Source organism: Fulvimarina endophytica (assembly GCF_003403015.1).
GTDB lineage: Bacteria > Pseudomonadota > Alphaproteobacteria > Rhizobiales > Rhizobiaceae > Fulvimarina > Fulvimarina endophytica.
Genome location: NZ_QURL01000004.1, coordinates 132,799 through 148,516 on the forward strand (window position 1 = coordinate 132,799; position 15,718 = coordinate 148,516).

At 65.2% G+C, this 15,718-nt stretch carries 10 protein-coding genes, 1 tRNA gene and 1 pseudogene; 4 read left to right on the top strand and 8 right to left on the bottom strand.

The genetic code is table 11. The features are described from left to right. Window positions 1-211: 211 nt before the first annotated feature. A complete protein-coding gene (locus DYI37_RS10125) occupies window positions 212-3,910 on the bottom strand; it encodes a histidine kinase dimerization/phospho-acceptor domain-containing protein (protein WP_158555134.1) in 3,699 nt (1,232 codons plus the stop codon). A 275-nt stretch (window positions 3,911-4,185) separates the two neighbouring features. On the opposite strand from DYI37_RS10125, the gene DYI37_RS10130 reads away from it, so the two are divergent. From DYI37_RS10130 to DYI37_RS10140, 3 genes are all read left to right on the top strand, one after another. Beyond that, window positions 4,186-4,650, top strand: a complete 465-nt coding sequence (locus tag DYI37_RS10130) for a phasin (RefSeq protein ID WP_116683125.1) — start codon at window positions 4,186-4,188, stop codon at window positions 4,648-4,650. Window positions 4,651-4,866: 216 nt separating this feature from the next. Further along, a tRNA-Gln gene (locus DYI37_RS10135) sits at window positions 4,867-4,941 on the top strand. Between the two features lie 456 nt (window positions 4,942-5,397). Beyond that, on the top strand, window positions 5,398-6,531 hold the full coding sequence (locus DYI37_RS10140) for a GGDEF domain-containing protein (RefSeq protein WP_116683481.1): 1,134 nt from the start codon (window positions 5,398-5,400) through the stop codon (window positions 6,529-6,531). Window positions 6,532-6,645: 114 nt separating this feature from the next. Here DYI37_RS10140 and DYI37_RS10145 read toward each other — a convergent pair whose 3' ends face one another. Further along, window positions 6,646-8,151, bottom strand: a complete 1,506-nt coding sequence (locus DYI37_RS10145; protein ID WP_116683126.1) for a nucleobase:cation symporter-2 family protein — start codon at window positions 8,149-8,151, stop codon at window positions 6,646-6,648. Between the two features lie 856 nt (window positions 8,152-9,007). On the opposite strand from DYI37_RS10145, the gene DYI37_RS10150 reads away from it, so the two are divergent. After that, window positions 9,008-9,313, top strand: coding sequence for a hypothetical protein (locus DYI37_RS10150; protein ID WP_147307907.1), 306 nt, complete (start codon window positions 9,008-9,010; stop codon window positions 9,311-9,313). Between the two features lie 181 nt (window positions 9,314-9,494). On the opposite strand, the gene DYI37_RS10155 is transcribed toward DYI37_RS10150, so the two are convergent. The 6 genes and pseudogenes from DYI37_RS10155 to DYI37_RS10180 all read right to left on the bottom strand — a co-directional run bounded on the left by DYI37_RS10155 (window position 9,495) and on the right by DYI37_RS10180 (window position 15,704). Then, the gene (locus tag DYI37_RS10155; RefSeq protein ID WP_116683128.1) at window positions 9,495-11,114 is read right to left on the bottom strand and encodes a GMC family oxidoreductase; all 1,620 of its coding nucleotides are present in this window, start codon (window positions 11,112-11,114) and stop codon (window positions 9,495-9,497) included. A gap of 204 nt (window positions 11,115-11,318) precedes the next feature. Further along, window positions 11,319-11,780: pseudogene (locus DYI37_RS10160) on the bottom strand (aldolase); the annotation flags it as partial. 109 nt (window positions 11,781-11,889) lie between these two features. Then, complete coding sequence (locus DYI37_RS10165) at window positions 11,890-12,738, bottom strand: fumarylacetoacetate hydrolase family protein (protein WP_116683130.1); 849 nt, start codon at window positions 12,736-12,738, stop codon at window positions 11,890-11,892. A 317-nt stretch (window positions 12,739-13,055) separates the two neighbouring features. Continuing rightward, a complete protein-coding gene (locus DYI37_RS10170; protein ID WP_116683131.1) occupies window positions 13,056-13,874 on the bottom strand; it encodes a GntR family transcriptional regulator in 819 nt (272 codons plus the stop codon). Window positions 13,875-13,896: 22 nt separating this feature from the next. Continuing rightward, window positions 13,897-14,649, bottom strand: coding sequence for an SDR family oxidoreductase (locus tag DYI37_RS10175; protein WP_116683132.1), 753 nt, complete (start codon window positions 14,647-14,649; stop codon window positions 13,897-13,899). 140 nt (window positions 14,650-14,789) lie between these two features. Further along, window positions 14,790-15,704, bottom strand: coding sequence for an SMP-30/gluconolactonase/LRE family protein (locus DYI37_RS10180; RefSeq protein WP_116683482.1), 915 nt, complete (start codon window positions 15,702-15,704; stop codon window positions 14,790-14,792). Between the last annotated feature and the right edge of the window lie 14 nt (window positions 15,705-15,718).

Sequence of the window (15,718 nt, forward strand, 5' to 3'; positions counted from 1 at the left end):
CTGGTCCATGTGCCCGAGGATTTTCACACGCACAAGCCGGATTTCGAAAAAGCTCAGCAAAAACAAGTATTTAGAATAATTCTAAAGTCGGAATTCCTCGCTCACGCGAAAAATTCCGAAGTCGTTTGAAGGGCCTAGCCCGGTGGGCCCCTAACAAAATCGGACGAACACATTCATGTTATCGGCAGCCCGATTTCAGCCGCCCCATGTCTCAGTCGCGCGTCTGCGCGCCTACCACCCGGTCCGGGCCGAAGCGCAGTTCGACCAGGGTGCCGCCATGCGGACCCGTATCGAAGGCGAGTTCGGCGCCGTTCGCGTCCGCCATGGCAAGCGCGAGCGGCAGGCCGAGACCGGTTCCCGAGGACCCCGTACGCCCGCCGCTGCGCCGGATCCGGCCATCAGGCCGTCGGGCGATCTCGAGTTCGGCCTCGCTCATGCCGACACCCGTATCGCGGCATTTGAGCGTCACGCCCCCATCCTCGCGATACTGGCTCGACAGGATCACCTGACCGCCAGGCGGCGTCGAGGCGATGGCATTCTGGACGAGGTTGGTCACGATCTGCCGGATGGACCGCTCGTCGCCCAGAACCGGGGGGACGGAAGGCGGGAGATTGGAGCGCAGGACGACGCGCGCCGCGCCCGCGACCGGCTGCATCATGGAGACGACCTCGCCCACCGACAGGTTGAGCGGGACCGGCGAGGAAGCGAGGTTCAGCATGCCCGCTTCCGCCTTGGAGAGATCGAGAAGGTCGCCCACGAGGTCCAGCACGTGGCGGGCCGAGCGTTTGATATCCCGGATGTAATCGAGATAGCGGCCATTCCCGATCGGCCCGAAGGCTTCACCCTCGATCGCGTCGGAAAAGCCGAGGATCGCGGTCATCGGCGTGCGGATCTCGTGGGCGACGGAGGCAAGGAACTGGGTTTTGCGCAAGGATTCCTCCTCCGCCTGCAGCCGCGCCCTGTCGATGGCCTCGCTCGCCTCTTCGCCATGGGCGCGAAACGGGGGCTCGCCCTCAACACCGCCCGCATCGCCTTCTCGCAGAACCACGCACCAGCCGCCCGTCTCCAAGGGCTGGCTGATGGCGGTCACCGGCTTGTCAGATCGGCCGGGGGAACGGATCGAGAGATCCGCCTCGCCGGGCTCTTCGGGCGCTGCCGGCCCTTGGGCCGCACGAAGGAGTTCACGGGCGCTGCCTGTGTCCTCCGGCGCGAAAAGATCGATGAACGACGCGCCGACGGGACCTGCCCCGTCCGGTGACGCCGTACCCTCCGCACGCTCGCCGGCGAAGAGCCGGCGCGCGCGCCTGTTGGCGGCCTCGACCACGCCGGTGCCGTCGAGGACCAGCACGGCTTCGCCCGCACCGTCCATTTCCGCCATGAGGTCGCGAAGGCGATTGTCCATCGTGTCCGCGGCGGCGGAGGCCGCGGCCTCCGAACCGTCGCCCGCAGGACCCGACACGATCCCCGAGAGATCGCCAACGGTCAGGCGCGGCGAGGCGAAGAAGGAGATGACGAGGAAGGAGCGGCCGGCAACGGCGATCCGCTGCATCCGCGCTCGCACATCGATGGTGCCGCCGTTGACGCGGCGAAGGCGCACGCTCTCGCCGGGAGAGCGCTCGACGAAGAGATGATCGATGCCCCCGGCCGCGGCGAGTTCGCTCGCATCACGGTAACCGGTGAGGTCGGAAAACTCCTCGTTGACGAAGACCGTCTTGTCGCCGCTCTGGACGAGGATCGGAACCGGAAGACGCCCGTAATAGCCGGCGAGATCGGCAAAGACCGAGGCATCCTTGCGATAGGACCGGCGCGCCGGTTCGGGAGCGCCGCCCATGTCGATGTCGCTCGGGGTCTGCGACCTTTCGCGATCCTCCTGCGACTTGCGAGCCTCCTGGCCTGCGAATTCGGCGATCCTCTCCTTGGCCGAACGAATGGCGCTTTCGAAATTCTGCTGGTCGTCGGCTCTCGAAAGGGCGGCGCCGATGGACCGGAAGGCGGCCGCCTCCTCGTCGCTGAGGGGCGTTTCACGGCGCTGACGGCGCTCGGAGAGGTGAACGACCCTGTCGCCGGGCGTGACGATGTCCGATCCGGACGCATTCTCGTCAAGCGCTTCGGGGGACTTCTCCTCGCCGGTATCTGCGCCGACAAGAACCGGCGACGGGTCCTCTTCGGCCTCGATCCCGATCTCGTCCGCGTCCGCGACATCGTCCTCGATCGTACCCATTTCGCTCGCACGCTTTTCTTCGAGAGCCGCTTCGACGACGGCCTTCATCGTGGCGCCGTCGGCGAGAACCAGGCCGGTGCAATGGGGATCGTATTCCGCATCCGCCGGACGCAGGACGCCGAAGCCGCGAAAACCGTCGAAGACGCGTTCACGTGAATAGACGGGCAGAGCCGCCAGATCGACGGGGATCCGCTTCGCGGTTCCCTGCACCGGCCAGAGCACCATACGGTCCGACCAGGTGTCGCGTCGCTCGATGAGCGAGGCGATCGCACCCGAGGGATCGAGATCCAGCGCTTCGGCGAGATCGGCAAAGGACAGGTCGAGCACGTCGGCTGCCCGAGGCCCGACGGCACGGGCGAACTCGGACGACAGCGTGCGGAAGCGCCCGTTCTGATCGAGACGCCAGACGAAGCGGATGGGCTGACCCGCTAGACTGGCGACGAAGGGCGGATGCTCCTTCGCTTCGCCGGAACCCGGCAGAGCGAGATCCTGCGCATCATCGGCCTCGTGCTCTTCATCGCCTCGCTTCAGCGCGAACGCCTCACTCGCGGCGGCGCCGAAGCCCGCGCCCATGACTTCGAGAGCCCGGGGCATCTGGCTCGCGGCAGAAGGCGGATTCTCGTCCGGCGATGCTCCTTCGGGATCGTCGCGCAACCCCTCGCCCGCGTGGCCCGTGTCGGCGACGGTCCGGTCGGCCGGATGGGTTTCGCCATCTTCGTAATGGTCGCGCTCATCCAGCTCCTTCCCGTCGTCCGGGCCGGCCTGCGAGGCGCGCTCGTCCAGAGGCGGTTTAACCTCTTCGTTCGGCAGGGCTTCGTCTTCGCGGGCCTCCGCACGATCCGTCACCGCCTCCGTCCTGCCCGCGAGACGCCCGAGAAGACCGGCGCCGAGCGCCGCGCCCGCCGCGGAGAGAAGCGACCCGCCGACCGTCTTCAGATCCCGGATCTCGCGTTCGAAGGAGTGGGCATCCTCTGGCGACCCGACGGGCTCTTCATTTCGATCCGCGCGTTCCGGGTGGACTGCCGCGGCTCGTTGCGGTTCGAGATCGAAGCGCAGGAACCCCTCGTCGCCGAGATGCCAGACCGCGATCGTCCCGCGCGACAGTTTCAAAAGTCCGATCGACCGGCCGCCAGGCAGGAAGCTACGATCGAGGATCGCATCGCTATCCCTCAGATCGTAGAGATCCTCGAGGTGGACATCGGTCATGGCGCCGAAACCGGCATCGGCCCAGGAGCGGTCTGGCGACCAGATGGCGACGGGCTGCGCCCCGATCTCCGCAAGGGTCGCCAGAGCCTCCCGTTCGAAACGGGGATCCCTGCCGGTCGCGACCCGCACCACCAAGCATTCGCGACCGGGCGTGCCGAGGACGAGCCTGCGCCACGACACCGGCTCACCCGATGCCAGCGCGCCCCGCCCGTCGGTGACGGCCTCGCCGGCTTCCCCGGTGCGGCCGGCCTCGCCGACAACGTCCCGAAGTCGCTTCGCCAGATCGCCGTCGGCCTCGGCCTGCGGTCCGGGCGCGATGGAGAAGAGAGCGGAAGCCGCGCCATTGGCCCAGACGACCCTGCCGAGATCGGCGCTGGCCGCAAGGACTGCGTCACCGCTCCTGCGTCCCTCCCTCACCCACCGGTCGGCGAGAAGGGCGAGGATGTCGGGCAAGGTCTCGATGGTCGGATCTCCAACGGTCACGGCAGTTTCGCCCCTGCTAGTCATGTCGTCCGACTTCGATCGGCGCAGTCGTTTAAGACTTCATTCATAATGTCCGAACGCGCGGAAGGCCACGCGTGGCGTCGCGACAGCGCATCATTCTCCCCGTAGACTTAATGGCCGGCATTTTACGGAAATCGCGATCCATGTTGCACTGCACAAAATTTTCTGCTACATAATTGGGCAGAAAGTTGGAGGAACGGAATGTCCGACCTACAACAAGACGATACAACGCTTCGCAAGCACAGGAGAAAATCATGGCAGACACGAAGAAGAACGACCCGTTCGGCCTCGGTGACGCACAGGCAATGATGGGCATGGACCCCTCCAAGATGACCGAGACGTTCCGGGCAATGACCGAGAAGTCCATGGAGCAGTCCAAGGAGGCCTATGGCCGCATGCGCACGGCTGCCGACGAGGCGACCCGCGCCCTGGAATCGACCATGGAAAACGCCCATCAGGGATCGCTCCAGATCTCGAAGAAGGCACTCGAGGCGATGCGCGCCAATGCCGATCTCGGCTTCAAGCACCTCGACGCCATGATGGGCGCGAAGTCCTTCTCCGAGGTGATCGAGCTGCAGACCGGCTTCCTGCGCCAGCAGGCCGAGCTGAACACGACCCATGCCAAGGAGCTTCAGAGCCTGTCGCAGAACGTCGCGCAGGAAATGATGAAGCCGGGCAAGGACGCCATGGAAAAGGCGACCAAGCAGGCCGGCAAGTAATCAGACTGCACGGGACGGCAAGCGGGAGAAGCGCGGCAGACGCGCACTCCCGCGCCCACCCGTTATCGATCCCGGCTTGCAAGCCGGGATTTTTTTATGGACGAAGACGTCGCGCCTCCGGCGGTCTCGCCTTGCCGAACCGCGGCGATTTACAAAGGCCCCATGGCCTGTCTATAGAAAGCCCTTCCGGGCGTCGCGATGCCCGGACAGTTCAGTTGGGGCGTCGCCAAGTGGTAAGGCAGCGGCTTTTGGTGCCGCCATCCGCAGGTTCGAATCCTGCCGCCCCAGCCAGTTCTCCCGTTTTTCGATAACGCTGCCGACCACGTCTTTGCGCAGCGGCTCTGCGTCGAGCGAGATACAGGCTTGCGACATGCTGCGAAGACACGGCGCGTCGGAGATGGACGCCTGATCAGGTCTCCGTTGTCGCGGTGCCGTCTTTTGCCGGGAAAACGGCTTCCAGAGTTTCTCACACGGGAAATGCGCATGAGCGATCCCCGCTTCAGCCTGCGGATGAAGCCCCCCCCCAGCCACACCGCATACATCGTCTGCCTGGCCCGCTGCCTTGAATGATGCCTACCATTTCTAGGGGAAGGTAGCCTGTGAGGCGTGCCCACCACAAGGAGTGTGTAGGGATACAGGTTTAAGGATTTGATATTCGTCCCGTCAGCTATTTCGCCGAGGCGGCGAATTGCTTAAACACCCGGCGGTAGGGGTGGTCTGGCCTCTTTGTCGTCAGTCGTCTTCACCATGCTCTCTCCTATCGTCACATCGCTCAGCATCATCACCGTCAGCCTGATGTTCGGCGCGGCTCTGCTGGTTGCCTGGCGGCAGTTCGGATTGAGGGCTCATGCCCCGCTCTGGGCGCTGTCGTTCATGTTTTCGGCAGTCGGCCACGGCGTTCGGATCATCGGCGTGATGGCGCCGGAGTACCAGAGCGTCAACGCGATGCTGGCCTGTCACGCGTCCATCGGGAGTTTCGCCCTCCTGGCGATGGGCTTTCGCGCCCGTGCCGGCATGGACAATCGCCTGACCGCATTCTTGTGGATCCTGACTTCGGCTGCGGTGCTCGCCTTGTGGATCTTGCAGCCCGTCGAATGGCGATATGGGTCCCGTTTCGTGACGGGCGCGGCCGACGCCGCCCTCGTCTCCCTCATCGTGCTGATGCCACGAGGCGGACGCCTGTCGCCTTCGATACGGGCCGCGCTGTCGCTCTATGGGCTCTACGTCCTCAGCGTCGGCGTCGCGGGCTGGCTCGCGCGACCGGGCGGGACGATATCCGAAGACGCGTTCGTGATCCTTCTTTCACTCGGAACGCCCACCGGGATGATCGCGACAGGCGTTCTGACGCTGTTCATCCTCGCGGCCGATCTCGCGGGTGACCTGCGGAAACAGGCGCAATACGACTATCTGACCGGACTTCTGAACCGGCGTGGCTTCGAGGAGGAACTTGCCGTCAAATACGCGGCGACGAACAAAGCCGGCTTCATCGTCGCCACGGATCTCGACCGCTTCAAATCGGTCAACGATCGATTCGGCCATGCCACGGGTGACGAGGTGATCCGCCGCTTCGCCGAACACATCAGATCCTACCTCGGGCCGGACGATCTCGCAGGCCGTATGGGCGGCGAAGAATTCGCGATCTTCCTCGCTTCACGCGATGGCCGGGAGACATTGAGCCGCATCGAAACCCTGCGCAACGAAGTGCCGGGCCGTTTTACGGACATCGACATGCCGGACCCGATAACGGCGAGCTTCGGCATCGTTCGGCTCAAGCCGGAGGAGACGTTCCAGCAAGCTTATGCGCGCGCCGACGAGTCTCTGTACCGGTCGAAGCGTGCAGGCAGGAACAGAACCTTCGCCGATATGGGCGAAGCAGCCTGAGGATTCGGACGATCTATTCCGTGGACGCTCTGAAGCGAGTTGCGAAGGAATGGGCGTCGAGCCTCCCGCTTCCAGCAAGAGGCTCGACCATCCGCCGGGGGTGATCCGCCGCCCTCAGTGGCCGCCGTCCGATGCCATTGCGGTGGTGCGCGCCTCGGCCATCGCGTCCCGCGTCGATCCGTTGAAAATCGCGTTGAGGGCGACGGCCGAGACCGATGCGAGAAGGATGCCCGAATCGATCAAGGGCTGGAGTTCGTGGGGAACCCAAACCTTGAAGTCCGGCGCGACCAGCGGGATCATTCCCATGCCGAGCGAGATCGCGACGATGAAGCCGTTGTAGCGATTGGTCTTGAAGTCGACATTGCCGAGGATGCGCACGCCCGTTGCCGCGACCATGCCGAACATGACGAGCCCGGCGCCGCCGAGGACCGCGACGGGAAGCGCCTCGACGAGCGCGCCCATCTTCGGGATCAGCCCGAGGACGATCATGATCGCCCCACCCGCGACGCACACATATCGCGAGCGGATGCCGGTGACCCCGACGAGCCCGACATTCTGGCTGAACGAGGTGTAGGGAAAGGTGTTGAACAGCCCGCCGATGAGGGTGCCGAGGCCGTCGGTGCGAAGGCCGGCGCAGAGGGCCGTGCGCTCGATCGTCTTGCCGCAAATCTCGCCGAGCGCCAGGAACATGCCGGTCGACTCGATCATCACGACGACCATGACGAGTGCCATCGTCAGGATCATGATGGGATCGAAGATCGGCAGGCCGAAATGGAAGGGCGTGATCAGCGAGAACCAGTCGGCATTGCCGATGCTTTCGAAATGCATCATGCCGAGGCTCGCGGCGAAGACGGCGCCGACGACGATGCCGACGAGGACCGCGATATTCGACCAGAAGCCCTTCGCGAATTTCATGACGAGGATGATGGCGACGAGGACCACGGCCGAGACGAGAATGTTCTGCGGCGCGGCATAGAGCGGATTGTCGAGCGTCGGGGCGATCGTCAGCCCTGCGGGAACTTCGGGGACACCGGCTGCCGCGTTGAGCTGGCGCATCTGATCCAGCCAGGCGGCATAGGCGGGATCGACGACCTTGGGCGCGGTCGGCCCGACGGGCTGGCCGAAGATCCAGTTGATGCCGATCCGCATGAGGGTGACGCCGATGACGAGGATGATCGTTCCCGTGACAATCGGCGGAAAGAAGCGCAGGAGCCGGCTCACCAGCGGGGCGATCAGCATCGCGATGATCCCCGCCCCGATGATAGCGCCGAAGATCATGCGCGCGCCGTCGGGACCAGGATTGGCGAGCGCGATGGACACCATCGGTCCGACGGATGCGAAGGTCACGCCCATCATCACCGGCAGCTTGACCCCGAACCAGGGCGTCGCGCCGAGCGACTGGATGATCGAGACGACGCCGCAGACGAAGAGGTCGGCCGAGATGAGGAAGGCGACATCCTCGGGCGAAAGGTTCAGCACACGCCCGACGATGAGCGGAACGGCGATCGCCCCGGCATACATGACGAGCACGTGCTGGAGCCCCAGCACGAACAGCTTTGCGTGGGGCAGACGCTCGTCGACGGGATGCGCCGCGGCCTCGCTCCTCTTGCCTGCAAACATGATAGGCCTCCTCCCTGAGGGTTCATGATCGATCTGTGGAGCGGGCCCGGCGTCAGCCCGGGCTCGGCACCGGTAAAGCGGCGCGCGAAGCAATGTGGGGACGCGCGCTGAAGGGTGCGGAGCGCGCCGTGATGCGCGCACGGCGACTGCCTCGGTCGGTCTGCGAAAGCGTTTCGGGGATCGCGGTTTCCGAGACGCAAGATTTGGGCGGACGGCAAGATGCCGAGACAGACCCTCCGCGATCTCGATCTTCCGCGCACGCCGTCGAAGCCGGGAGCGATGATCCTGGGGAAGAGGTTTCGCCGGTCGTCGATGGCTGGCATCTCGTAGGTCTTGCACGAGACCCGCGACATCCTGGTCGGACAGGGCACCCAAACCGGGTTCGCAGAGCTCATGGCGTCCCTCGCGGCTGAATTCGACGCCATGCTATGGTCAGGGACCTATGCTTGACCAGCGGCAGGCAGAACGCCCCCTCCGACGCGAGATCGGCAAACATAGAGCAAAAACAGGACGATATACTGTTCTTGCCGGAGATCTGTCGTTGGCAGCGAAGCAGCTTATGAAATTTCCGAAGAATGGAGCTTGCCGCCGTTGGGGCATCCAAAGGCCCATGGTCCAGTGCAGCCGATTATGATGACCGCAAGAGCCCAAGGCAGGCAGATTTTCACTGTGCCGGTGAGACGGCCCCGTCTCCAATCACACGCCGATCCCGCAGCACCTTCAAGCACTTGCGAACGCTCCAGCCTTCGAAACGCCGACCAACCTCGCTCCCGGCCGGGTCGAAGAATATGTGAAGCTTATCTTCCACCGAACGCGTATCTCGCCCCGAGAGTCCACGTAGAGGGTTTCGGTTCGCATGCCTCCAGTCGTCACGATGCAACCAACGATGTTCGATAACGGTTCGCAGCGCCTCGAAAGCCGTCTCGTTTTCCTCGACGACGTATTCGTGGCCGTGCTCACGCATATCGGCGCGGAACACTCCGGTGCCCGCTCTGGCAAGTGGCTCCTCAAGGTGGGATGCGGTCCATGCGAGACGGCCGCGAAGGAACCACCGAGTTTCCAGGATCCGCAAGAGGCCAGCGAATGGTTTGCGGCGATCGCAGCTCGAACCGGTCGCTTCACCGACCCGGCGGAGAGCGGCTCCTTCGTATCCCGGGGATGAGTGACCGATGATCTGGGGCTTCGACGAGCGGTTCATTCGTTGAGAACCAGCCTGCCGGCGGCGGCGGGCTGATCGGTTTGGAGATGCCGGGCAGCGCTTGGGCGAATGCCGCCTGTTATACCGCGTTGCGGCTCCCGCTCACGCCTGCCTCGATAACTCGGCCGGTGTAGCCCCTCGGATTTCACGAGGCCGCGCGGATCATCTCGGCGGCTTTTTCCGCGATCATGACGGCGGGGGCGTGGGTGTTGCCGGAGACGATGGTCGGCATGATCGAGCAGTCCGCGATGCGAAGACCCTCGATGCCGCGCAGGCGCAGCTGCGGATCGACGACCGCCCCGGCGTCGGTTCCCATGCGGGCGGTGCCGACGGGATGGAAGATCGTCGTGGCGATGTCGCCTGCGGCCTCGGCCAGCTCCGCATCGCTTTGCAGATGGGCGCCGGGCTTGACCTCTTGCGGCCGGTGGCGCGCGAGGCGCTTCGTGGCCATCAGGCGGCGGGCGGCGCGGATCGAGGCGGCGGCGACCTCGCGGTCTCCCTCGGTCGACAGGTAATTCGGCGCGATCGCGGGATGGGCGAGCGGATCGGCGCTGGTGATGTGGACGCTTCCGCGCGATTCAGGCCGCAGATTGCAGACCGAGACCGTGATCGCCGGATAGGGATGCAGAGGCTCGCCGAAGCGGTCGAGCGACAGGGGCTGAACGTGGAATTCGATATTGGCGGTTTCGAAGCGCGGATCGGATTTCATGAAGATGCCGAGCTGGCTCGGCGCCATCGCCATTGGCCCTGAGCGCTTCAGGAGATATTGCAGGCCGATCTGGGCCTTGCCGAGGAGCGTCGACTGCCATTCGTTCAAGGTGCGTGCGCCCTCGATGCGGAAGGCGGTGCGGATCTGGAGATGGTCCTGCAGGTTCTCGCCGACGCCCGGGGCGTCGAGCACGACATCGATGCCGTGGCGCTTGAGAAGCGCGCCGGGGCCGATGCCCGAAAGCTGCAGAAGCTGGGGCGTGCCGATCGCGCCCGCCGACAGGATCACGGGCCCGTCGGCCCGGGCCGGGCGACCGTCGAGGCGCAGCTCGATCCCCGTCGCCCGTCCGGCCTCAATGCGGATGCGCTCGGCCTGTGCGCCGGTGAGGATGCGCAGGTTCTTGCGATGCCTGGCCGGCCCGATGAAGGCGCGCACGGCGTTGAAGCGGAAGCCGGATTTCTGGGTCACCTCGAAATAGGAGGAGCCGAAATTGTCGCCGTCGTTGAAATCCTCGATCTGCGGCACGCCGAGTTCCTCGGCCGCCTCGCGGATGGCGTCGAGGATCGGCCAGGACAGGCGCTGCTGCTCGACGCGCAATTCGCCGTCCTGGCCGTGAAACGGCCACCCCAGCCCGTGATGGTTTTCCGATCGGCGGAACAGGGGCAGGACGTCGTCCCAGCCCCAGCCCACATTGCCGAGCTGGCGCCAGCCGTCATAGTCGGCGGCCTGACCGCGCATGTAGATCATGCCGTTGATGGAGGAGCAGCCCCCCATTACCCGGCCTCGCGGATAGGCGAGCTTGCGTCCGTTGAGGCCGGTTTCCGCCTCGGTGGAATAGCCCCAATCCGTGCGCGGATTGCCCATGCAGTAGAGATAGCCGACCGGGATGTGGATCCAGTGATAGCGGTCGGAGCCGCCGGCTTCGAGAAGCAGGACGGAATTCCTCGGATCGGCGCTCAGGCGATTGGCGAGGACGCAGCCCGCCGAACCGGCGCCGACGACGATGTGGCTGTATCGGCCGAGATGCCGGCGTTCGTCGGCGGATGCAGTTTTCATGCTCGTCCATTCCGGCGCGGGGCGCCCTTTCTAATCGGCGGCGGGGGGGCTGCCTCAGGCAGACTTATCGTTTGAGCCCTGTTCGGACCAGAAGAACCCGAGCGCATCGCGGATGGCAAGATAGACCCGGTAGCGCCGATCGTAGTGTTGCGTCATGGCCGGATCGGGCTCGCAGGAGGCCTTCGCACGCGTCATCGCATCGATGCCCTGATGGATCATCGCCATCAGCGCCGTGACGGCGACATTAGTGTTCTCGTGATTATAGATGCTGCGGCCATAGACGAGACCCTTGGCGCCCTGGCGCAGGAGGGTGACGATCTTCTCGGCATCGCCATCCACCTGATAGCCACCGCGCACATCGTTGGGCAGCATCACCAGGGGCTCGATCATCAGCGGCATGCCGTATTTGTGGCAGGCGGCGCGCACGCGGCTGATGTTCTCGACGCATTGGCGGAAGAGTTCCGGCTCGTCCGGCAGCATGAAGAGGCTCACGACCACGCAGGCCGCGTCCATCTCCAGAGCAACGATGATCGGCTCCTCATGGTTCTGCAGCATCGACCACATGATGCGGTGGCGCTCGGCATTGCAGGGATTGCCCATGTCGATGCGCATGACCCGCGCCGGCTTGTCCTTCGCGAGGCGCGACTGAAGGATGTCCGCCTCGCCCTGCCGGCAGAGCTTCGAGCCCTGGACCCGATTCCGGGGCTCGTATGTCCCGGTCGCGCATCGAATGTCTCGCCGACCGGGTTCGCTTTCAGCTCGAGGTTCGGGCCTCTCAGGCGCGCGCCTCGACGACCGTCTGCCGCTGCTCTCCCAGCCCGTCGATCCCGAGCGTCATGACGTCGCCGACATTCAGATACCGGGGCGGCTTCATGCCCATGCCGACACCGGGAGGTGTGCCCGTCGAGATCACGTCGCCGGGCATCAGCGTCATGAACTGCGACAGGTAGGAGACGACATGGGGCACGTCGAAGATGAGCGTCGAAGTATTGCCGGTCTGCCGGCGCTCGCCATTGACGTCGAGCCACATGCCGAGCGCGTGCGGATCTGCGACCTCGTCCTTCGTGACGAGCCATGGACCGAGCGGCCCGAACGTGTCGTGGCTCTTGCCCTTCGTCCACTGGCCCTGGCGCTGGGTCTGGAAGTCGCGCTCGGAGACGTCGTTCATCACCGCAAAGCCCGCCACGTGATCCATGGCGTCCGCCTCGGACACATATTTCGCGCGGCTGCCGATGATCACGGCAAGCTCCACCTCCCAGTCGAGCGCCTGGGAACCGCGCGGCTTCTCGACATCGTCGTTCGGCCCGCAAAGCGCGTTCAGCTGCTTGGTGAAGACGATCGGCTCCGTCGGCGGCGTGGCGCCCGTTTCGGCGGCGTGGTCGGAATAGTTGAGGCCGATGCAGAGGATCTTCTGCATGGCACCGACGCAGGGGCCGAGGCGCGGCTTGCCGTCGACGACCGGCAGGCTCTCGGGATCCGTCCCGGCGATGCGTTCGAGACCTGCCGGTGACAGAACGTCGCCGGAAATGTCCGCGACCACGCCGGAAAGATCACGGATCTGTCCGTTCGCGTCCATAATGCCGGGCTTTTCCCGACCTGCCGGTCCGTAACGAAGAAGTTTCAATGTTCAGGTCCTTTCGAGCTTGCGTGAATTGATGGGACGGCACGTCCGCCGCAGATGCCGGGATCGGGTCGCCGCCGAGGCCTCGGGGAGCGACGCTCGCGCCGCGATCCCGAAGCCCATGCGGTTCGCTCCCGTTGCGGCAGAAGCCGGTCGTTCCTGCGGATCGATCCCGTCCACCGATGGTCGGCCCCGTCCCGAGCCTCGGGATCGCTGCGACGAATGCGCGAGCTCCGCCCCGCCTTCCGGACGCTCATGACAGAACGGCTGCTTCGGCACAACGTATACGTCAGCGAAAACGACGGGTTCGGCTCCGGTCGTCAAGGGCGTCCCGGCATCCGCCCGGCCGCCCCTTCCAGCAATGCCAGGAGCTGACGGTCGGTCCGGTCGCGATGTTCCTGGTGAAGCCGCAGGGCCTCCGCCTCGTTTCGCGCGAGGATCGCTTCGACGATCCGGCGATGCTCGATATCGGACTGTGTCGGCTTCGGCCTGAGGCCGGTGATCGACATGCGCGCCCGGTACTGCTGATCCCAATACTGGCGCAGCGTCGCCTGCAGCCGCGCATTGCCGCACAAGGCGACGATCTCGGAATGGAACTGGTCGTCGAGATGCGACCAGTGGTCAATGTCGTCGCGGCCGGTCGCAAGTTCCATCCGGGTCATCAGCTGATCGAGCCGGGCTGCGTCCTCGGCCGTCAGGCCACGGCGGGCCGCAAGCTGGGCCGCCTTGACCTCAAGCGTCGAGAACACTTCGTAGATTTCGGCGATCTCCTCGATCGTCTGGGCACGCACCGTGATGCCGTGGCGCGGCCGGACCTCGACCAGACCTTCCTCCTCGAGCTTGATCAGGGCTTCGCGCACGGGCGTCCGGCTCATGGACAGGAGACTGGCAACCTCCGCTTCGAGAAGCGAGGTTCCCGGGGGAAGCCGCCCCTCGAGAATCCTGAACTTCAGTTCGTGATAGGCTCTCTCGCGCGCCGGCATCGCATCGACACCGCGAAGGCTCGGGCGCGGACGCGAGCCCTGTTCACCCTTTTGCGGCGGGCGCTCTCGGGTCCCAGCCGATACCGCGCCGGGCTTCCCGGCCTCGGGCCGGCGCCCCGACTTCTCCCCGTCAGAACTCCCGGTGCGTGTCGCCATCACCTGCGGCAACCCTTCCGCGTCAGAGCGACCAGCCGCCGTCGATCAGCTGCGTCGTCCCGGTCGTGAACGCGCTTTCGTCCGAGGCGAGATAGAGAGCGAGGCTCGCGATCTCGTCGGGCGTGCCGAGGCGCCCCATGGGCTGGCGCTCGACGAACATCGTCTTGGCCTTGTCGGTCCCGCCGACGGACTTGCCGAGATCGGCGATCCGGCCCTCGAGGGACGGCGATTCGATGGTGCCCGGACAGATCGCGTTGCAGCGAATGCCATGCTTGATGAAATCGATGGCGACTGAGCGGGTGAGCCCGATCACCGCGGCCTTGGTCGCCATATAGACATAGCGGTTCGGTGCGGCTTTCAGGGAACTCGCAGCCGAGGACATGTTGATGATCGAGCCGCCGCCCTTCTCCAGCATTCGCGGAAGGAGACCGGAGATCGTGCGGTGCATCGCCTTGACGTTGAGATCGAAGGAGAAGTCCCAGGCCGCCTCGTCGCAGTCGAGAACGGTTCCGTGGTGCACGTAGCCGGCGCAGTTGAAGAGGATGTCGGGGGCCGGAAGCGAGGCGAGATAGGCCGAGACCGCCTTGCTGTCGGTGACGTCGAGCCCGGAGGTTTCGACGGTTCCGAACCTGTCGAGACCCTCGAGCTTGCCGGCGTCGAGATCGCTCGCGAAAACTTTCGCTCCCTCGGACAGGAACGCTTCCGCGACCCTGCGGCCGATTCCCTGTCCGGCAGCCGTACACACCGCGACCTTGCCGTCCAAACGTCCTGCCATCTCGTATCTTTCCTTACCTGTTTCAGGCGCTCGCAAGGGTCGCTTCGGCGGAACCGCAGAGACGGGACCGGATGCTGGAGCGCGTTTTCGGCAACGTATACATAGAAGTCGTCCGGCGTCAAAATCGGGCGATGTCCCGCTCAGACGACCGGCAGTCCTTCCGCGTTCACGTAGATTGCGTAGATCGATCGGGTCGCCGCGATGAAGAGCCGATTGCGCCTGATGCCGCCGAAGCAGAGATTGGCGACGACCTCCGGCACGAGGATCTTGCCGATCAACGTTCCGTCGGGCGCGAAGCAATGGACGCCGTCCGCCGCGCTGGACCAGACGCGGCCTTGCGTGTCCACACGAATTCCGTCGGGAAGGCCGCAGTCCACGGCCGCGAAGCTTCGCCCTGCAGAGAGGCTGCCGTCTTCGCGCACGTCGAAGGCGCGGATGATCCGAGGGATATCCGGGTCGTGGGAGGCGCCCGATTCGGCGACGTAGAGAACGGTTTCGTCGGGCGAGAAGGCAAGGCCGTTCGGCTGGGCGAAATCCGATGCGACGCGGGTGAGCGAGCCAGATGCGGGATCGAGCCGGTAGACGGCCCGCGCGTCCTGTTCGGGCTCGGCCCGGTCGCCCTCGTAATCGGTCAGGATTCCGTAGGTCGGATCGGTGAACCAGACGGTGCCGTCGCGTTTGACCACCACATCGTTGGGCGAATTCAGCCGCCGCCCCTCGAAGGCGTCGGCCAGCACCGTGATGCGGCCGTCCCGCTCGGTGCGGGTGACGCGCCGCGTCAGGTGTTCGCAGGAGACGAGGTGCCCGTCCCGGTCGCGGGTGTGACCGTTCGCGAAGTTCGACGCCGTGCGATAGACCGAGACCCCGCCGCTCGGCGTCCAGCGCATGATCCGGTTTTGCGGGATGTCGCTCCAGAGCAGGCAATCGGCATCGCCGAACCAGACCGGCCCCTCCGCCCAGTGGCTCGTATCGTCGAGCCGGTGAAGATCGACATTGGCAAGGCAGATCGAGCGGAACCGCTCGTCGCGGATCTCGTAGGGTTCGCGGATTCGCATGATGTTCGACATGG